The sequence below is a fragment of the Sinorhizobium saheli genome (genome assembly GCF_001651875.1).
In the GTDB taxonomy this organism is placed as follows: Bacteria; Pseudomonadota; Alphaproteobacteria; order Rhizobiales; family Rhizobiaceae; genus Sinorhizobium; species Sinorhizobium saheli.
Map to the genome: position 1 here is coordinate 202411 of NZ_LNQB01000072.1, position 19307 is coordinate 221717.

Below are 19307 nucleotides of genomic sequence, written 5' to 3' on the forward strand. Positions count from 1 at the left end.
GTACAAGCGGATATTCCAACCCACGCCGAATTGAAAGGAAATCCCTTCCAAATATAGTCGCTTTCGAGGATTTCGGCTTGCTTCACACTGTCGCGGTCGTCTCTTTTACGAAACGCGCCGCCAGCTATAAGAGTTCGTATTGGCAGACGGTTTTGCCGTCGGCTGGTAATGATTGTCGATGCCCGGCAGGCGGCCCTCGGAAAGCCGCTTGATTGCCGTAGCGTTGGTGACGGCAAAGCTGTCGATGCCGCAACGCAGCATCAGCGGGATCTGGTCGATCAGCACGTCGCCGACGGCGCGGATCTCGCCGGCGAAGCCAAGGCGCGAGCGCAGCAGCGAAGCGTGGCTGAAAGACCGGCCGTCGTTGAAGGCCGGAAACGCCACGGCGACGAGCGCCACGCGATCGAGATAGGGCGCAATGCGGGTCACATCGTCGGCGGGGGCGATCAGCACGCCGAGGCCGGAGACGTCGCCGGCGGCGGCCGCCTCCAGGAAGGCGCCAAGCCCCAGTATCGCCTTCTCGTTCGATCCCGCCTTGGTCTCCTCCGTTTCAATGACCCAGGGATCATCGTTCACGAAGCCGGTTTCTTTCCAGATTTTCGTCATCTGCGCTTGTCCCCTGCGTCCTTGTTCCTGCGTCAAGCGGCTGCCTGGGCATTGCCGCCGTAGAGCGCATCCTTGAAAGGCTGCGGCCCGACGCGCCGGTAGGCCTCGAGGAAGGTTTCCGACTTGTCCCGGCGCAGGCCAAGATAGGTATCGACGATCGTCTCCACCGCATCCGTCACCTTTTCCGGTGCGAAGCCGCGTCCGATGATCTCGCCGATCGACGTGTTCTCGTCGCCGGAACCGCCGAGCGTGATCTGATATAGCTCCTCGCCCTTCTTCTCGACACCGAGAAGGCCGATATGGCCGACATGATGGTGGCCGCAAGCATTGATGCAGCCGGAAATCTTGATCTTCAGCTCACCGATCTCGGCTTGCCGCTCGGGGTCGCCGAAACGGCTGGAAATCTCCTGCGCGACCGGAATGGAGCGCGCATTGGCAAGCGCGCAATAGTCGAGCCCCGGGCAGGCAATGATGTCGGTGATCAGCCCGGCATTGGCGGTCGCCAGCCCGGCCGCCACCAGCGCGCGGTAGACCGGCTCCAGGTCGGCAAGCGCGACATGCGGCAGGATGAGGTTCTGCTCGTGGCTGACGCGGATCTCGTCGAAGGCGTATTCCTCGGCAATATCGGCGACCGCGTCCATCTGCTCGTGGCTCGCGTCTCCCGGGATGCCGCCGATCGGCTTCAGCGAGATCGTCACCATGCCGTAATCGGGGTGCTTGTGCGGCTGGACGTTCTGGTGCACCCACGCGGCAAAGGCAGGGTCGGCCTTCTTCCAGCCGGCGAGATTGCCCCAGCCTTCCGGGCGGTTGGTCAGCGCCGGCGGCGCGAAATAGGCGGCGATCGCCTGGATGTCGGTATCCGGCAGCTTCAGTTCCGTGTCCTTGAGGTTGGCGAATTCGGCTTCGACCTGACGTGCCATTTCCTCCGCACCGGTTTCGTGGACGAGGATCTTGATGCGCGCCTTGTACTTGTTGTCGCGACGGCCGTAGAGATTGTAAACGCGCACGATCGCGGTGGTGTAGGAGAGCAGATCCTCCTCCGGCAGGAAGTCGCGGATCTTCTTGGCTATCAGCGGCGTGCGCCCCTGCCCGCCGCCGACATAGACGGCGAAGCCGAGCTTGCCGTTCTCGTCCTTCTTCAGGTGCAGGCCGATGTCGTGCACCTGGATCGCGGCGCGGTCGCGCTCGGCGCCGGTCACCGCGATCTTGAACTTGCGCGGCAGGTACGAGAATTCCGGGTGGACGCTCGACCACTGCCTGAGGATTTCGGCATAGGGACGCGGATCGGCGACCTCGTCGGCCGCTGCGCCGGCAAAATGGTCCGCGGTCACGTTACGAATGCAGTTGCCCGAGGTCTGCAGCGCGTGCATCTCGACGCTTGCCAGTTCCTGGAGGATGTCCGGCGTGTCGGAAAGGCGCGGCCAATTGTACTGGATGTTCTGGCGCGTGGTGAAGTGACCGTAGCCGCGGTCGTATTTGCGGGCGATATGCGCGAGCATCCGCAATTGGCGGCTCGACAGCGTGCCGTAGGGAACGGCGACGCGGAGCATGTAGGCGTGCAATTGCAGATAGACGCCGTTCATCAGTCGCAGCGGCTTGAAGGCGTCCTCGGCCAGTTCGCCGGACAGCCGCCGCTGGACCTGGTCGCGGAACTGCTCGACACGGGCGGAAACGAAAGCGTGGTCGAATTCGTCGTAACGGTACATGGGCTCTCAGGTCCTCAGGCAGCAAAATTCTTGGGGCCGGCAAGCCCGTGATATCCGGGCGCATAGGGGATCGTCGGCCCCTCGGCCCGGATCCGCTCGCGCATGCGCAGCGGGCGAAGCGTGCCGTCGACTTCCTCGACGTCGACAACGTTGACGTCCACGACTTTATTCTCGTCGAACGCGCGCTTTCCGGTTGCCTCCAGCGCCGCGACGGCCTCGGCATGGCGGGCGACGAAGGCGTCCTGGAGCGACTCCACCCAATTGCCGGAGGCGTCGAGCCAGACGGATATGCCATCCGCCAGACGATTCGCCGTCAAAACCTTGTCCACCATTCGCGTCGTCCTCAATTCAAAATCTGTTCGGCGCGCTCGGCGCCCGAAGTCTTCCCTGCGCCCTGACGGCGGCCGGCCGCAAGCGGCTCCGATCGCTCGAAATTCGCACCCGCCACCGCGTCGCCGATGATCACCATGACCGGCCCGTCGAGTTCGCTCCGCGCCTCGAGGTCCGGCAGGTCCCTGAGCGTCCCATGCAAGAGCCGACGTCCGGCGCGGCTGGCATTCTCGACCACGGCGACCGTCGTCTCCCGCGGCAGGCCCGCCTTGATCAGCCGCCCGGCGACCGAAGCCGCGACGGAGCGTCCCATATAGACCGCAATCGTCGCGCCGGAAACGGCAAGCCGCGCCCAATCGGGAAGCACGTCGCCGGTGAGGTCGTGTCCGGTGGTGAAGACCAGCGACGACGCAACGCCGCGCAGCGTCAGCGGCAGTTCGAAATCGGCGGCTGCCGCGAAGGCCGAGGTGATGCCCGGCACGATCTCATAGCTGATTCCCGCCTCGCGCAGCGCCGCCATCTCCTCGCCGGCGCGCCCGAAGACCAGCGGATCGCCGGACTTCAGGCGAACGACGCGCTTGCCTTCGCCGGCGAGCCGCACCAGCAACTGGTTGATCTCGCCCTGCGATTTCGTGTGGCAGCCCTTGCGCTTGCCGACGGAGAGGCGCTCGGCGTCGCGACGGCCCATGTCGACGATCGCTTGCGGCACCAGCGCGTCATAAACGATGGCGTCGGCCTCCATCATCACCCGCTGCGCCCGAAGCGTCAGCAGATCCTCGGCACCAGGGCCGGCACCGACGAGCCAGACATGCCCGGAGACGCGGTCGGCAGCGTCGAGCAAGCGGGAAGCCTCGCGTCGCGCCGAGGCGAGATCGCCGAGCGCGACATGGTCGGCCACCGGACCCGAGAAAAAGCGCCGCCAGAAGACGCGGCGGGCGACGCCCCGCGGCACGAGGCGGTCGACCGCCTCGCGATAGCCCGCGGCGAGCGAGGCGACGAGGCCAAGCGATGGCGACAGCAACTGGTCGATCTGCGCACGGATCATCTGGGCAAGCACCGGCCCCGCCCCTTCGGTGCCGATCGCGACGGCGACCGGGGCGCGGTTGACGAGCGCCGGCGTCAGGAAATCGCAATAGTCCGGCTGGTCGACGGCGTTCGCCGGAATTTTCCGCTCGCGCGCGGCCGCGACGATCACCCGGTCCGCGAGCGCGTCACCGGTCGCGGCGAAGACCAGCGCGGCGCCGTCGACCTGGTGGGCGGCAAAGGGTTGACCGACCGTTTCAATGCGGTTGTCGCTCAGGTAGGCGGCGAAGGCCGGCTCCGGCCGATCCGCATAGGCGACGATGCGCGCCTCCGTGTTCAGAAGCAGCCGCACCTTGGCAAAAGCCTCATCCCCGTTGCCGAACACCGCCACGCTTTTCTGCGCGACGCGAAAGAAGGCCGGGAAAAGAGACAGTTGCTGCGACATGGCGATAGGGTGGCTCCTTCTACAGGCTGCGGCGAATATCCCCTATAGGGGGCAACAATTGAAGAAACAGAAATTTCAATGCTTTTATGGCCACGTATTGTTTTGCTCGACAGCCAATCTTTTTGAGCAAATATCTCCGGTGGCCACGGGCCTCTCGGCCCGCCCAGCCATTGCGCGGACGCTCAGACCTCAGTTAAATGCCGGCGGACAGGAGAGCGCAGAATGAATCAGTACGAACTGGCCGAGCGCCTGTTGACCGTCATCGAGAACGACATCCTGCCGTTGACCGAAAAGGGCGTGGCGACCGGCAACAAGGTCTTCGGCGCCGCCATCCTGCGCAAGTCCGATCTGTCGCTGGTGCTCGCCGAAACCAACAACGAAACGGAGAACCCGCTGTGGCACGGCGAGGTCCACGCGCTCAAGCGCTTCTATGAAATGACCGAGAAGCCGGACACGAAAGACCTGATCTTCCTTTCGACCCACGAGCCCTGCTCCATGTGTCTCTCCGCGATCACCTGGGCCGGTTTCGACAATTTCTACTATCTTTTCAGTCACGAGGATTCACGCGACAGTTTCTCGATCCCGCATGATCTGAGGATCCTCAAGGAGGTCTTCCGGCTCGAACCGGGCGGCTATGCCCGGGCGAACGCCTTCTGGAAATCGGCCTCGATCGCGGTTCTCCTCCAGGGTGCCGACCCGGAAACCGAGAAGCGGCTCACCGCCCAGGATAAGCGCATTCGCGCGCGCTACGATCGCCTGTCCGACAGCTATCAGGCGGGCAAGGACAACAACGCCATACCGCTGAACTGAGCCAATGGAACCTTCTCGCGACATTCAAAGCCTGCTCGACATCATGGCCGCGCTCCGCCAGCCGGAGACGGGCTGTCCCTGGGATATCGTCCAGACCTTCGAGACGATCAAACCCTATACGATCGAAGAAGCCTACGAGGTCGCCGATGCGATCGAGCGCCATGATATGGACGACCTCTGCGACGAACTCGGCGACCTGCTCCTCCAGGTCGTCTTTCACGCCCGCATGGCGGAGGAGGCAGGCGAGTTTTCCTTCGGCGACGTGGTCGAGGCGATCACCCGCAAGATGATCCGCCGCCACCCGCATGTTTTCGCCCGCTCCGACGCCGGCACGCCGGAGGCGGTCAAGCTGCAATGGGAAGAGATCAAGCAGGCGGAGAAAGCCGACCGGAAGCAGAGGCGCCTGCGGCGCGGATTGGCGCACGAGGATCCCTCCGGCCATCTCGGCTCCATCCAGCGCAGCTTCCCGGCCCTGGTCGAGGCGCTGAAGCTGCAGGAGCGCGCGGCAAAGGTCGGGTTCGACTGGTCCGAGCCGGAGCCGATCCTCGACAAGGTCGAGGAGGAAATCGCCGAGCTGCGGCACGCGCTCAAGGATGGCGACCGGCGAAAGGTCGCCGACGAGCTCGGTGATCTGATCTTCGCGCTCGTCAATATCGGCCGCCATATCGGCACCGATCCGGAGATGGCGCTGCGCGGCACCAACACCAAGTTCCGCCGCCGCTTCGGCCATATCGAAAAGGAGCTCGAAGCCGGCGGCGAAACCCTCGACGCCGCATCGCTGGAGCGCATGGAAGAGCTCTGGCAGGCGGCAAAGGCGATCGAAAGGCAGCTGACGTAACGGCATGCCGTTAGGTGATGCCCGCCAGCAGCGTCATGATGCAGTGTCGAAAGAGCCGTCACCCCAAGCACACGACGTCCAAGCAAAAAACGCCATGGAATGCGCGGAGAGATTGGATTCTCACCAATCCTCTTCGACCGGCTTCGGGCCGTTGCCCAGGCGCCTCTCGAGTTCGGCGGCTTCGGCCTCCGTCAGGCGCAGGTCGAGGCTGACGCGGCCGTCCTCGAGGTCCTCGCGAGCGTCGACCATCGCATGCTCGTAAACCCAGGGCAGCAATTGCAGCTGGTCGAGCCCCAGGACGACGGTGCACTCGGTCATGACGCCGGAAAGGCGGCTGCCGATTTCCGCGAGCAGCGCGTCGACCCCCTCCCCGGTTATCGCCGAAACGGCAACCGTGTCGCCGGCGCTCGCCGCCTTGTTGACCAGCGCCTCGCGCACCTCCGGCTCGAGCTTGTCGATCTTGTTCCAGACCTCGACGATGCGCTCGGCACTCTCCTTTTCGTCAATGCCGAGATCCGCGAGGATGCGCAGCACGTCGCTTGCCTGCGCCTGGTTGTCCGGATCGGAAAGATCGCGCACGTGCAGGATCAGGTCGGCTTCGAGCACCTCTTCCAGCGTCGCCCGGAAGGCCGCGACGAGATGCGTCGGAAGGTCGGAGATGAATCCGACCGTGTCGGAGAGGATGACCATGCGCCCATGCGGCAGCTTCAGGCGCCGGAGCGTCGGATCGAGCGTCGCGAACAGCATGTCCTCGGCGAGCACGCCGGCCCCGGTCATGCGGTTGAAGAGCGTCGATTTGCCGGCGTTGGTGTAGCCGACGAGCGCCACGATCGGATGCGGCACCTTCTTGCGCTTCGAGCGATGCAGCTGGCGCGTGCGCCGCACCTGCTCCAGCTCGCGCTCCAGCCGCACGATCCTCTCCTGCAGCAGGCGACGGTCGGCCTCGATCTGCGTTTCACCCGGGCCGCCCATGAAGCCCGCGCCGCCGCGTTGGCGCTCGAGGTGGGTCCAACTGCGGACCAGACGGCCCTTCTGATAGTTGAGATGAGCGAGGTCGACCTGCAGCGTGCCCTCCTTGGTGGAGGCGCGGCGACCGAAAATCTCGAGGATCAGCCCCGTCCGGTCGATGACCTTGGCGTTCCACTCCTTCTCGAGATTGCGCTGCTGGACCGGCGTCAGCGGGTGGTCGACGATCACCAGCCCGGCATCCTTCTCGTTCAGGATATGGCCGATCTCCTCGATCTTGCCGCTGCCGAGCAAGGTGCCCGGTTTCGGCTGGGCGACGGGAACGATCGTGCCGTGGACAACGTCGAGATCGATGGCGAGCGCCAGCCCGGTCGCCTCCTCCAGCCGGCTTTCATCCGAGCGCGTCGCCGGCGAGGACATGATCTCGGCGGAAGCCTTGGCCGTCTTCTTCAGGACCGGGACGACAACGACCGCGCGCATGTCGTCGCGGAGCCTTTCGAGCTCCGGAATGATCGACGACGATTTTGAATCCCGCTTGGTAATGTTCCTCACGTCCCGTCAGGATGCCGCTTCCTCATTCTCGAACATCTGCAGCGGCTGACCCGGCATGATCGTCGAGATGGCGTGCTTGTAGACGAGCTGCGAATGGCCGTCGCGGCGCAACAGGACACAGAAATTGTCAAACGATGTTACGACACCCGTCAACTTGACGCCGTTGATGAGGAAAATGGTCAAAGAAATCTTTTGCTTGCGGACCGTATTGAGAAAGAGATCCTGCAAGTTTTGAGAACGTTCCGCCATCGCGCCGCTTCTTTCTTATTTGCCGGCCTTTTTCGCCGGGGTTTTTGTCAAATTCTGCGATTTCGAGGCGTCACGTACCGTCCCCGACACCTCTCCAAGTTTGGTATCAAATGAATGTCTTTTCCGCAATGTCGAAAAAGGCTTCCCGAATGTTCTGCGCTATGCTTCCCGGATGACCGTTGCCGATCGTCTTTCCGTCGATCGCAACGACCGGAAAGCAGATGCTGGTGGCTGCGGTGACGAAGACTTCGCGGGCGGCGAGCATCTCCTCGACGGAGAAGGCCCTCTCCTCGACCTCGAGGCCCAGCGGCCTGGCCACGTCCATCAGCGTGGTGCGGGTCACGCCGCGCAGGATGCCGTGCTCGGCCGGGCGCGTGCGCAAGGTCCCGTTGGCGTCGACGATCCAGACGTTGGTCGCCGCCCCCTCTTTAACGGTGCCGTCCGCGTCGACGAAGATCGCTTCCTGGGCGCCGAGTTCCTTAGCCTGCTGGCGCGCAAGGACGTTCGGCAGCAGGCCGACGGTCTTGATGTCGACCCGATCCCAGCGGTTTTCCGGCACGGTTATCGCCGCGATGCCCTCGGCATTCTTTCGAGCGATCGCCGCTGCGTCCGTGCGTTTTGCCGTGACGACGATCGAGGGCGGCGTGTCGCTCCTCGGAAAAACGTGATCCCGGCGTGCGACCCCGCGCGTCACCTGCAGGTAGAAGAGGCCGTTCCTCACCCGGTTCCGGCGCAGCACCTCGCGAATGACAAGCGTCAGCGCCGCCCGGCTCATCGGCCAGCCTATCCTGAGTTCGCGCAGGGAGCGGTCGAGGCGATCGAGATGGCGGGTGAGGTCGACGATGAAGCCGTGACGCACCTCGCAGACCTCGTAGACGCCATCGGCAAACTGGTAGCCGCGATCCTCCACATGAATGGCGGCTTCGGCATGGGGGACATAGGCGCCATTGACATAGGCGATTCGCGGCATGGCTCGGGCCTCAGAAATATTGGATGCTGACTCGGAAAAGCTGTTCGACGTCGCGGACCGCCTCGGCGATCGCAAGCAGAACCACGCGATCCTTCGCCTTGATCCGCGTGTCGCCGTCCGGACGGACATAGGCCTTGTCGCGATAGAGCGCGCCGATGCGGATGCCGTCGGGCAACTCGAGCTCACGCAGCGCCTTGCCGACGAGCGGCGACGTTTCGAGCGCCTCCGCCTCGATCACTTCGGCCAGGCCGTTCTGCACGGCGTAGACCGACCGGATGCGGCCCTTGCGCACATGCTGCAGCACCCGGGAGATCGTGACGGCGCGCGGGTTGATATAGGCGTCGATACCGGCGGTGCCGGCGAAGTCCTGATAGGCCGGTTCGTTGATCAGCACGAGCGTCGATTTTGCGCCGAGCCGTCTCGCCATCATGCTGCCGAGAATGTTGATCTGGTCGTTGTTCGTCAGCGCGACGACGAGGTCGGCGTCCTGGACGTCCGCCTGCGAAAGGATGCGCTGGTCCATGGCCGAACCGTGCAGGACCACCGCGCTGTTGAGCTTGTCGGCGACGAGGACGGCCCGATCGCGGTCGCTTTCGATGAGCTTGACCCGCATGCGCGGCTGCTGCTCCTCGATCGTCCGGGCTACGAAATAGCCGACATTGCCGGCGCCGAGGATGACGATCCGGCGCGCCTCCTGCTCCTCGTGGCCGAAAAGCGCGAGCGTGCGGCGGGCGTGGTCGCGATCGCAGACGACATAGGCGAGGTCGCCGGTCTGCAATTGGTCGGTCGAGTGCGGAATGATGAGCTTGCCGTCGCGGAAGATGCCGGTCACGGTCGCGAGCAGGTCGGGGAAAAGTTCGCTCAGCTGCTGCAGCGGCGTGCCGACGACCGGACAATCCTCCATGCACTCGATGGCGATCATCGCGATCCGGTCCTCGGCGAAGCGCACGACGTCGGTCGCACCGGGGAAGGAGATGCGACGAAGCACGAGCCGCCCCACCTCGATCTCCGGCGAAATCGTCACGTCGATCGGCACGTTCTCACGCGAGAAGAGATCGGAATATTCCGGCGCGAGATAGCTCTGGGCGCGGATGCGGGCGACCTTGGTCGGGACGTTGAAGATCGCATGCGCCACTTCGCAGGCAACGATGTTGACCTCGTCGTACAAGGTTACGGCGATGAGCATGTCGGCCTGGTCGGCGCCGGCCTTGGCCAGCACATCCGGATGCGCCCCATGCCCCACATAGCCGCGCACGTCGAGCGTCTCGGTGATGTTGGCGATGAGCGCGGCCGACGTATCGATCACCGAAACGTCGTTGTCCTCGCGCGACAGCCGTTCGGCGATGCCGTAGCCGACCTGTCCCGCCCCGCATATGACCACCTTCATCGCCGTTCCTTCGCCTCGACAACGCGTCCGCGGATGCGGTTGGAAGCATCCGCGCGATCACGATTTTCGAATCAGACACCCAGAGACTTCAGTTTACGGTGAAGGGCAGAACGCTCCATGCCGACGAATTCGGCGGTGCGCGAGATGTTCCCGCCGAACCGGTTGATCTGGGCGATCAGATAATCGCGCTCGAACATTTCCCGGGCCTCGCGCAGCGGCAAGGTCATGATGTGCTGATCGCCCTGGGCGGAGATCTTCGGCAACGTGTCTCCAACCTCGTTCGGCAGCATGTCGGCGGTGATCGGCGTATCCGGGCCGTCGCTGCGGGCAAGAATCATCAGGCGCTCGATATTGTTGCGCAATTGCCGGATATTTCCAGGCCAGTCATGCGCCTGCAGCACGGCGAGCGCATCCTCGCCGATCTTGCGCGGACGGATGCCCGCCTGCTCGCTCACCTGGCGCATGAACATGTCGACGAGGAAGGGGATATCCTCCCGCCGCTCCGCAAGCGCCGGCACGCGCACCGGGATGACGGCGAGCCGGTGATAGAGGTCCTCTCGGAAAAGGCCCTCGGCGATCATGTTCTCCAGGTTGTAGGCGGTCGAGGAGATGATGCGGACGTCCACCTTGACCCGTTTCGAGCCGCCGACGCGCTCGAACTGCTGGTCGACGAGGACGCGCAGAATCTTGTTCTGCGTCTCGCGCGGCATTTCGCCGACTTCGTCGAGATAGAGGATGCCGCCATGGGCCTCCTCCAGCGCGCCGGTGCGGCGCGGCTGGCCGGCCGTGCCTTCGGTACCGAAGAGGGCGACCTCCATCCGGTCCGGCGTGATCGCGGCAGCGTTCAAGGCGACGAAGGGGCCGTTGGCGCGGGCGGACTTGCGATGGATCATCCGCGCGACAAGCTCCTTGCCGGAACCGGAAGGGCCCTGGATCATGATGCGGCTGTTCGTCGGGGCGACCTTGTCGATCATCTGGCGCAGCTGCGACACCGCAACCGAGGTGCCGATGAGTTCCACCGGATCGCCGGACTTCTTCTTGAGCTCGGAGACTTCGCGCCTGAGCTTGGAATTTTCGAGCGCCCGCTCGGCGATCAGGATCAGCCGGTCCGCCTTGAACGGCTTCTCGATGAAATCATAGGCGCCGCGCTTGATGGCGGAAACGGCCGTCTCGATGTTGCCGTGGCCCGAGATCATCACCACCGGCAGCTCGGGATGGCGGCTCTTGATCTCGTCGAGAAGGGCAAGCCCGTCGAGCTTGCTGCCCTGCATCCATATGTCGAGGAAGATGAGACGCGGCACCCGGTCGTTGATCGCGGCGAGCGCGCTGTCGCTGTCGAAAGCGGTCCGCGTCTCATGGCCTTCGTCCGACAGGATGCCCGAGACGATCTCGCGGATATCTTCCTCATCATCCACAACCAGAATATCAGCCGCCATTGGTATTACCCTTATCCTTCAAAGTATCTTCGCCCCCGGTTTCGCCGGCAGGCGGCAGGATCACCCGGATCATCGCACCTACGCCGCCGTCGAAATCCGCCGGTGCATCGTGCAGCTCCAGTTGCCCGCCATGGTCCTCGATGATCTTCTTGACGATAGCGAGACCCAGGCCCGTGCCCTTCTCGCGCATCGTCATGTACGGCTCCAGAATCCGGTGCCGGTTCTCGGTCGGAAGGCCCTTGCCGTTGTCGATAACGTCGACGACGTAACGTCCCGTGGCCTCGTCGCGACGCGAGCGAACGACGATCGTCGGTGCGCCCCTCGCCGCCTCCGCCGGCACCGCTTCGATCGCCTCCACCGCATTCTTGACGATGTTGCCGAAGGCCTGGCCGAGCATGCGGCCGTCGAACTGTCCCTCGAGCGGCTCATCGCCGAAATCGCGCAGGAACGTGATGTGGCTGTTGCCCATCTCGCGCAGGAAAACCGCGTCCTTGAGGATCGCGCGCAGGTCCGACTTCTCCTTCGTCGGCTTCGGCATGCGCGCGAATGCGGAGAATTCATCGACCATGCGGCCGATGTCCTCGACCTGGCGCACGATCGTATCGGTGCATTGATCGAAGACCGCCCGGTCTTCCTGATCGATCTGCTTGCCGTAACGGCGCTTCAGCCGCTCGGCCGAGAGCTGGATCGGCGTCAGCGGGTTCTTGATCTCGTGCGCGATGCGGCGGGCGACGTCCGCCCAGGCGGTTGAGCGCTGCGCGATCACCAGGTCGGTGATGTCGTCGATGGTGATGACGTAGGAGCCGTGCGACTCGTCGCCCTCCTCCCGGGTCACCTGGACGTTCAGGGTGCGCTCGGTCCCGCCGCGCATGATATTGATCTGCTTGCGGTAATCGTTGCGATAGCGGCTTTCGGCCTCGACGAGCACCGCCTCGATCTCCGGCGCAACCTCGCTGAGGCTCGCGCCGATGAGCCCGGAGGCTGCCTTCTTGAGCATGCCCTCGGACGACGGATTGAAAATGGTGATGCGGCGATCCCTGCCGACGCCGATGACGGCGGCGGTAACGCCCGAAAGCACCGCTTCGATGAAGCGACGGCGCTGGTCGACTTCGTCCTTCGCCACCAGGATCTGGTCCTGCTGGGTGCGGATTTCGCTCACCATCTTGTTGAAGGTGCGCGACAGGTTGCCGACGTCGCCATCGACGGCGCGCACGGGCACCACCACATCGAGATTGCCGGAGGCGACGCTGTCGGCCGCGCCGATCAGCTGCCGGATCGGCCGGACGATGCGGTCCGCGACCGCGATCGCCGTCCAGATCGCCGCGAGAAGCACGATCAGGGCGAAGCCGATATAGAGGACGCCGAAGGCGATCTGCAGCGAGGTGCGACCCGCCTCGAGCGCCTTGTACTCGGCGGTATTCTCCTCCATCAGCCGCATGGAGCGCATGACTTCCGGATCGACATTGCGGACCGTGTAGAGGTAGGTCCCCGGAATGTTCTCGAGCGGGATGACGGCGCCGACGAGGTTGGTGACGCCCGGCGGGATGAGGGTCGGCTGGCCGGAAACCGTGCTTTTCAGCGCGTCCTGCGGGATGGCCGGCAGCGGCCGGTCGGTCGAGATGTTGGCCTGAAGTATGGCGCTGCCGTCGGCGCGGACCAGGAACGCGCCCAGCATGCCGCGGCCCCTCGCTTGGCGCGTCATCAGCTCGACGAAGCCGGTGCGGTCAAGGCTGTAGAGCTGCCGGTTGCGCTCGAGGTCGTTGGCCATCGAGACCGTCTGCCCCTGGAGATAGCTGGCATTCTCCAGCACATAGGCCTGCGCGACGTTGAGAGACGAACTGACGATCGCCTGCGTGCGCAAAGAGAACCAGCGGTCGAGACCGACGTCGAGCGTGATGCTCGCGAAGATCGCAACGAGAATGGCCGGCGTGATCGCGACGATCGAGAACAGCGCGACGATGCGCACATGCAGCCGTGCGGCCGCCCTTCCCTTGCTGCGTGCCCTCAGCAGCCGCAGGATTTCGCGGGCGATGAGGTAGATCAGGCCGACGACGAAGATGCCGTTGATGCCCGCACAGGCGATCACGATGTTCCTCTCGGGCCGGATCGGGGTCAGGCCGAGAAGGACGAGAAGCGAGAGGGTGGCGCAGACCAGCGCGCCGGTGGCGAGCATCAGCCCGGGAAGCGCGAAGGAGGCTCGCCGATCCTGGGCAGCAGTGACACCGTCCTCCGTGCCCAATGGCAAGGCCATCCCATCCACCATGAAAAATGCTTCCCCCAAGCCGGCGCACCGACGACACCGGCCTATGCCTGCGTTTCCGGACCGAAACAAATGCAGCATCGGTCCGCAATGCCACTCGCAGCGTCCGGCTAGAACCGGCCAGCCGCCGCCGGCGCTGTCGAATCGACGCCTATCGGACCTTCAACCAACGCATTGTGGCGAAAATGCAACGGTGTTGCAAAGCAGTCAAGCGCTGCGCGAGCTGCGGTAGACCGAGACCCCGAGCTCGCGGATCTTCTTGCGCAGCGTGTTCCGGTTGAGGCCGAGCAGGTCGGCCGCCTTGATCTGGTTGCCCCGGGTTGCCGTCAGCGCCGCCAGAATCAACGGATATTCCATCTCCGCAAGGACGCGGTCATAGAGGCCGGAGGGCGGCAAAGCATCGCCGAAGCTCGCGAAATACTGCCGCATGTTCTCCTCGACCGCCTGGGAGATGGACATGGAGCCGTTGCGCGTCACGGCCTTTTCGATCGGGCTGTCCGGCACCTCCGAACGCAGCTCGTTCTCGATGATTTCGCGGGTGATCACATCCTGTGGATAAAGTGCCGTCAGCCGGCGAACGAGGTTCTCGAGCTCGCGCACGTTGCCCGGCCAGGGATGCGCCTTCATAAGTTCCAGCGCCTCCTGGTCGAAGCGCTTGGCGTCGAGCCCTTCCTTTTCCGCCTGCTGGACGAAGTGGCGGACGAGATCCGGAATATCCTCTGCCCGGTCCCTGAGCGGCGGCAGGCGCAGCGGCACCACGTTCAGGCGATAGTAGAGGTCCTCGCGGAAAAGCCCCTGATTGATCGACTGTTTCAGATCCTTGTTGGTCGCGGCGACGATGCGCACGTCCGAGCGGATGGGCGTCCGGCCACCGACGGTCGTGTATTCGCCCTGCTGCAGCACGCGCAAGAGCCGCGTCTGCGCGTCCATTGGCATGTCGCCGATCTCGTCGAGGAAGAGCGTTCCGCCCTCGGCCTGCTCGAAGCGGCCGGTGGAGCGGGTCTGCGCGCCGGTGAAGGCCCCCTTCTCGTGACCGAACAGTTCCGATTCGATCAGGTCGCGCGGGATCGCCGCCATGTTGATCGCGACGAAGGGACCGTTCCTGCGCTTGCCGTAGTCGTGCAGCGCGCGTGCGACCAGTTCCTTGCCGGTCCCGGATTCGCCGGTGATCATCAGCGTCAGGTCGGTCTGCATGAGACGGGCGAGGACCCGGTAGATTTCCTGCATGGCGGCGGAGCGGCCGACGAGCGGCATGCCGTCCTGCGAGTCGTCGTCGAGCTTGGAGGGCCGCCGCTTCGGTTCGGCGAGCGCCCGGCCGATGATGCCGATGAGTTCGGTCAGATCGAAGGGCTTCGGCAGGTAGTCGTAAGCCCCCTTCTCGGACGCCTTGATCGCCGTCATGAAGGTGTTCTGCGCGCTCATCACCAGGACCGGCAGGTCCGGCCGGGCCTTCTTGATCCGAGGCAGGAGGTCGAAGGCGTTTTCGTCCGGCATCACGACATCGGTCACGACCAGGTCGCCGTCGCCGGCGGCGATCCAGCGCCAGAGGGTGGCCGCATTGGAGGTGATGCGCACATCGTATCCGGCGCGGCTCAGCGCCTGGTTGAGCACGGTGCGAATGGCAGCGTCGTCATCCGCGACGAGGATCGTTGCGCCTGTCATCCATGGAATCCTTTTGTCACGGGAGTTTCATCGTCCGCCGCCATGCCCTTGGAGGCCGGCATCAGGACGCGGAAGGTGGTGCGGCTATGCTGGCTGTCGCATTCGACGATGCCGCCGTGGCCGCCGATGATCTTGGCCACGAGCGCAAGGCCGAGGCCGGAGCCATTCGTCTTGGTGGTGATGAACGGGTCGAAAAGGTGCGGCAGCAGGTCGGTCGGAACGCCCGGGCCGTTGTCGTGCACACAGAATTCCAGCGGCAGCGAAATCTTTTCGCGCGTCCCAGCGACCGAAAGCCGGATGCCTGGTCGATAAGCCGTCGTCAGCATGATCTCGCCTTCGGGCCGGTCGCCGATCGCCTCGGCGGCGTTCTTGACCAGGTTGAGGAAAACCTGGACGAGCTGGTCGCGGTTGGCGAAGACCGGCGGCAGCGACGGGTCGTAGTTCTCGGAGATCTTGATGGCGCGGGCAAAGCCGGCCTTGGCGATGGCTTTCACATGGTCGAGCACGGAATGGATGTTGAGCGGCACGCGATCGACCGGGCGCTCGTCGGAGAAGACCTCCATGCGATCGACGAGCGAGACGATGCGGTCGGTCTCGTCGCAGATGAGCCGTGTCAGGGCGCGGTCCTCGTCATTGACCGAGGTCTCGAGGAGCTGCGCCGCGCCGCGGATGCCGGAGAGCGGGTTCTTGATCTCATGCGCCAGCATCGAGGCGAGGCCCGTGACCGATCGCGCGGCGGCACGGTGCGTCAGCTGCCGGTCGATCTTGTCGGCCATCGACCGCTCCTGGAAGACGATCACCACCGACCCCGGCTGCGACAGGACCGGCGCCACATAGAGATCGACGAGCTTGTCGGCGCCAAGCCGCGGGGAGCTCAGGTCGACACGATATTCGTTGACCGGCGCCCGCCGCTCGCGCACCTGCTCGATCAGGGTCAGCAGCGGACTGCCGAAGGGGATGAAGGCACTGATTTCATGGCGTGCCAGGTGGTTCGCGCTCGCTCCGAAGAAGGACTCCGCCTCCCAGTTGGCAAAGGCGACGTGGCCATTTTCATCGACCAGGATGACTGGATTCTGGATGGCGTTGAGCACCGCCATGGAGAGATCGTTGGCGCCGTCCGCCGACGCCGGTGCCGCACCCTTTTCGCTCATGCTGCAATCTCCTCCATGCTCGTCTCCCCGCCGGAGCAAGCGATTGCGGTCGCCACGCGCTTGCGGACGAAATTCGTGTCCGTCGACGTCAGGATTGCGGCCTTCTCGCCAGCCGGAAGGTCGGGCGCGAAACGCTCCAGATACCAGCCCACATGCTTGCGGGCGGCGCGGAGGCCGATTTCCGTCCCATAGAATTCGAGCATCATCTCGTAATGCTCGGCGAAGAGGCCGGCGATAGCCGACGCGTCCGGCCGGGCGGCAGCCCCGGCGAGGTAGCCGGCATGCCACGGCCGCCCCTGGCAGGACCGGCCGACCATGACCGCATCTGCCCCGGAGCGGCGCAGGATCTCCAGCGCATCGGCCATCGTGTCGACGTCGCCATTGGCAATCAGCGGAACGGAAACCGCCTCGCGGACGGCCCGGATCGCATCCCAATCCGCCTTGCCGTTGTAGAACTGCATGCGCGTGCGGCCGTGGATGGTGATGGCCTGGACGCCCGCTTCCTCGGCCCGGCGGGCAATCAGCGGCGCATTCAACGAATTCTCGTCCCAGCCGAGCCGCATCTTCAGCGTCACCGGAACGGTCGCGGCCTTCACCGTCGCCTCGATGAGCGACAGGGCATGATCGGGATCGCGCATCAGCGCGGAGCCGGAATACCCTCCCGTCACCTTCTTCGCTGGGCAGCCCATATTGATGTCGATGATGTCCGCGCCATTGGCTTCGACGATTCGCGCCGCCTCCGCCATCCAATGCGCCTCGCGCCCCGCGAGCTGGACGATGTGGGGGTCAATGCCGGAATTCTTGAGCCTCGCCCAGGATTCGGCCGAATTGCCAACCAGCTCCCGGCTTGCCACCATCTCGGTCACGACGAAGCCCGCGCCGAAGCGCCAGGCCAGCATGCGGAACGGCAGATCCGTCACCCCGGACATCGGCGCGAGCGCCACCCGGTTGCGGATTTCGATATTGCCGATCTGAAGCGAGGATGGGAGGGCCGGCGCTGGCAAATGCATATCTTTCGGGCACATAGTATGATTGCACTATTTTTAGCCATTGATTGCGGACTTGCCAAGCGATTTCGATGCGCCGGATAAAATTCTGTCACCCATGTCTCCCGGCAGAGGGTGCAGAGATGGCTGGCAATGGCTGGAGCTTCGCGGTACATCACGGCGAAGATCGACGAATGGCGGGACCACATACAGAAAATGCAACGCGAAGAACAGTTCTCCTGTGGTGTCGTCATCGTCGCGGCCGGCCGAGGCGAGCGCGCCGGGCAGTCGGCAGAAGGTCCGAAGCAGTACCGCACGATCGGCGACCGCCCCGTCATCGCACATACGCTTGACACTTTCGCGACGTGGCCGGGCAAGGGACCGATCGTCGTCGTCATTCACCCCGATGACGAAGAGCTTTTCGCCTCCGCACGCAAGCGGATGGCGCGGCAGATCGAGTTGACGGTGGTTCACGGCGGCGCCACGCGCCAGCTCTCAGTGCTCGCGGGCCTCGAGGCGATCGCCGGATCGGGTGTCGGATGCGTGATGATCCACGATGCCGTGCGGCCGTTTCTCGACCATGCCCTGCTCGACCGCTGCCGCGCAGCGTTCGAGCGAGGTGCGCAGGCCGTGCTGCCGGCGGTCGCGGTTGCCGACACGCTGAAGCGGGCGAAAGCGGGAGGCCTAGTCGAGGAGACGGTTCCGCGGACCGATCTCCATGCGGCGCAGACGCCGCAGTGTTTCCGGCTGGAGCCGATCCTCACCGCCCATCGCTCCGTGGCGGCGAGCGGCCGAACGGATTTCACCGATGACGCATCGATTGCCGAATGGGCGGGCATCCCGGTCGTTCTGGTGGAGGGATCGGCGGACAACACCAAGCTGACATTGCAGAGGGATATCGCGATGGCTGACGAAAGGCTGACGCGCCGGGCGGTTCCGGACGTGCGCACCGGCAACGGCTATGACGTGCACCAGCTCGTCGAAGGCGACGGCGTCACGCTTTGCGGCGTGTTCATTCCCCATGACCGCAAGCTCTCCGGCCATTCCGACGCGGACGTGGCGCTCCATGCGCTCACCGACGCGCTCCTCGCGACTTGCGGCGCCGGCGATATCGGCGATCACTTCCCGCCATCCGACCCGCAATGGAAGGGCGCACCGTCGCGCATCTTCCTGGAACATGCGGCGCGGATCGTTCGCGAGCGCGGCGGCACCATCACCAATGCGGATGTCTCGCTGATCGCCGAGGCGCCGAAGGTCGGCCCGCATCGCCAGCAGATGCGCGAGAATCTCGCGGCAATGCTCGGCATCGCGCTCGACCGCTGCTCGGTCAAGGCGACGACCAACGAGAAGCTCGGCTTTGTCGGCCGCAACGAGGGCATTGCGGCGATCGCCACGGCGACGGTCGTCTATTCACCAAGGAGCGAGCACTGATGTGGCCCGCCGATATCGGGCAGAAGGCGCAGGCGATCATCACAGACTTCACCGCGCGCGGCCTCAAACTCGCCACCGCCGAATCCTGCACCGGCGGCCTGATCGCCGGGGCGCTGACCGAGATCGCCGGCTCGTCTTGCGTGGTTGACCGCGGCTTCGTCACCTATTCCAACGACGCGAAGATCGCGATGCTCGGCGTCGGGCCCGAGACCCTTGCCGCGCACGGCGCGGTCTCGCGCGAGACGGCTCTGGAAATGGCCCGCGGCGCGGTTTCGCACTCGGCCGCCGACATTGCCGTCGCGGTCACCGGGATCGCCGGCCCGAGCGGCGGCTCGGCGGAGAAGCCGGTCGGGCTCGTCCATCTCGCCGCGGCCGGCCGAAACGGGGCGCTCCTGCATCGCGAGATGCGCTACGGCGATCTCGGTCGCGACGGGGTGCGGCTCGCAACGGTCAGGACCGCTCTCGCCCTCATAGAGGAGATCGCCGGAGCGGCGTGAGG

The 19307-nt window shown here is 64.8% G+C and carries 17 protein-coding genes; 4 read left to right on the forward strand and 13 right to left on the reverse strand.

From position 1 onward, the window contains the following. Positions 1–105 precede the first annotated feature (105 nt). From ATB98_RS13170 to cysG, 4 genes are read right to left on the reverse strand one after another with little or no spacing between them, the layout of a single operon-like run. The gene (locus ATB98_RS13170; protein ID WP_066874284.1) at positions 106–606 is read right to left on the reverse strand and encodes a DUF934 domain-containing protein; all 501 of its coding nucleotides are present in this window, start codon (positions 604–606) and stop codon (positions 106–108) included. Positions 607–638: 32 nt separating this feature from the next. After that, a complete protein-coding gene (locus ATB98_RS13175; protein ID WP_066874286.1) occupies positions 639–2312 on the reverse strand; it encodes a nitrite/sulfite reductase in 1674 nt (557 codons plus the stop codon). A 14-nt stretch (positions 2313–2326) separates the two neighbouring features. Continuing rightward, the gene (locus tag ATB98_RS13180; protein ID WP_066874288.1) at positions 2327–2644 is read right to left on the reverse strand and encodes a DUF2849 domain-containing protein; all 318 of its coding nucleotides are present in this window, start codon (positions 2642–2644) and stop codon (positions 2327–2329) included. Between the two features lie 11 nt (positions 2645–2655). Beyond that, entirely contained in the window at positions 2656–4110 is a 1455-nt protein-coding gene (gene cysG, locus ATB98_RS13185) for a siroheme synthase CysG (RefSeq protein WP_066874291.1), read from the reverse strand. Positions 4111–4332: 222 nt separating this feature from the next. On the opposite strand from cysG, the gene ATB98_RS13190 reads away from it, so the two are divergent. Continuing rightward, positions 4333–4920 (forward strand): nucleoside deaminase, encoded by a 588-nt coding sequence (locus ATB98_RS13190; RefSeq protein ID WP_066874293.1) that lies wholly within the window; start codon positions 4333–4335, stop codon positions 4918–4920. 4 nt (positions 4921–4924) lie between these two features. After that, a complete protein-coding gene (gene mazG / locus ATB98_RS13195) occupies positions 4925–5758 on the forward strand; it encodes a nucleoside triphosphate pyrophosphohydrolase (RefSeq protein WP_066874295.1) in 834 nt (277 codons plus the stop codon). Positions 5759–5878: 120 nt separating this feature from the next. On the opposite strand, the gene hflX is transcribed toward mazG, so the two are convergent. The 9 genes from hflX to dusB form a co-directional block, all read right to left on the reverse strand. Then, complete coding sequence (hflX, locus tag ATB98_RS13200) at positions 5879–7204, reverse strand: GTPase HflX (protein ID WP_066874401.1); 1326 nt, start codon at positions 7202–7204, stop codon at positions 5879–5881. Positions 7205–7282: 78 nt separating this feature from the next. Further along, the gene (gene hfq, locus ATB98_RS13205; RefSeq protein WP_003535434.1) at positions 7283–7525 is read right to left on the reverse strand and encodes an RNA chaperone Hfq; all 243 of its coding nucleotides are present in this window, start codon (positions 7523–7525) and stop codon (positions 7283–7285) included. 106 nt (positions 7526–7631) lie between these two features. Further along, entirely contained in the window at positions 7632–8495 is an 864-nt protein-coding gene (locus ATB98_RS13210; RefSeq protein ID WP_066874297.1) for a D-amino-acid transaminase, read from the reverse strand. A 10-nt stretch (positions 8496–8505) separates the two neighbouring features. Next, a complete protein-coding gene (gene trkA, locus ATB98_RS13215) occupies positions 8506–9882 on the reverse strand; it encodes a Trk system potassium transporter TrkA (protein ID WP_066874299.1) in 1377 nt (458 codons plus the stop codon). Positions 9883–9953: 71 nt separating this feature from the next. Continuing rightward, on the reverse strand, positions 9954–11318 hold the full coding sequence (ntrX, locus tag ATB98_RS13220) for a two-component system response regulator NtrX (protein ID WP_066874301.1): 1365 nt from the start codon (positions 11316–11318) through the stop codon (positions 9954–9956). After that, a complete protein-coding gene (gene ntrY / locus ATB98_RS13225) occupies positions 11308–13581 on the reverse strand; it encodes a two-component system sensor histidine kinase NtrY (RefSeq protein WP_066874303.1) in 2274 nt (757 codons plus the stop codon). The genes ntrX and ntrY overlap by 11 nt, the downstream gene beginning before the upstream one ends. A gap of 204 nt (positions 13582–13785) precedes the next feature. Next, positions 13786–15240, reverse strand: a complete 1455-nt coding sequence (gene ntrC, locus ATB98_RS13230; RefSeq protein ID WP_066874305.1) for a nitrogen regulation protein NR(I) — start codon at positions 15238–15240, stop codon at positions 13786–13788. Next, the gene (locus tag ATB98_RS13235) at positions 15237–16391 is read right to left on the reverse strand and encodes a two-component system sensor histidine kinase NtrB (RefSeq protein WP_066874307.1); all 1155 of its coding nucleotides are present in this window, start codon (positions 16389–16391) and stop codon (positions 15237–15239) included. Before ATB98_RS13235 ends, ntrC begins: the two co-directional genes overlap by 4 nt. After that, entirely contained in the window at positions 16388–17416 is a 1029-nt protein-coding gene (gene dusB, locus ATB98_RS13240) for a tRNA dihydrouridine synthase DusB (RefSeq protein ID WP_066874309.1), read from the reverse strand. The genes ATB98_RS13235 and dusB overlap by 4 nt, the downstream gene beginning before the upstream one ends. A gap of 177 nt (positions 17417–17593) precedes the next feature. Between dusB and ATB98_RS13245 the strand changes: the two genes are divergently transcribed. Together ATB98_RS13245 and ATB98_RS13250 are read left to right on the forward strand one after the other, a co-directional pair. Then, on the forward strand, positions 17594–18808 hold the full coding sequence (locus ATB98_RS13245; protein WP_066874403.1) for a bifunctional 2-C-methyl-D-erythritol 4-phosphate cytidylyltransferase/2-C-methyl-D-erythritol 2,4-cyclodiphosphate synthase: 1215 nt from the start codon (positions 17594–17596) through the stop codon (positions 18806–18808). Then, entirely contained in the window at positions 18808–19305 is a 498-nt protein-coding gene (locus ATB98_RS13250) for a CinA family protein (protein ID WP_066874311.1), read from the forward strand. The genes ATB98_RS13245 and ATB98_RS13250 overlap by 1 nt, the downstream gene beginning before the upstream one ends. Positions 19306–19307: the final 2 nt, after the last annotated feature.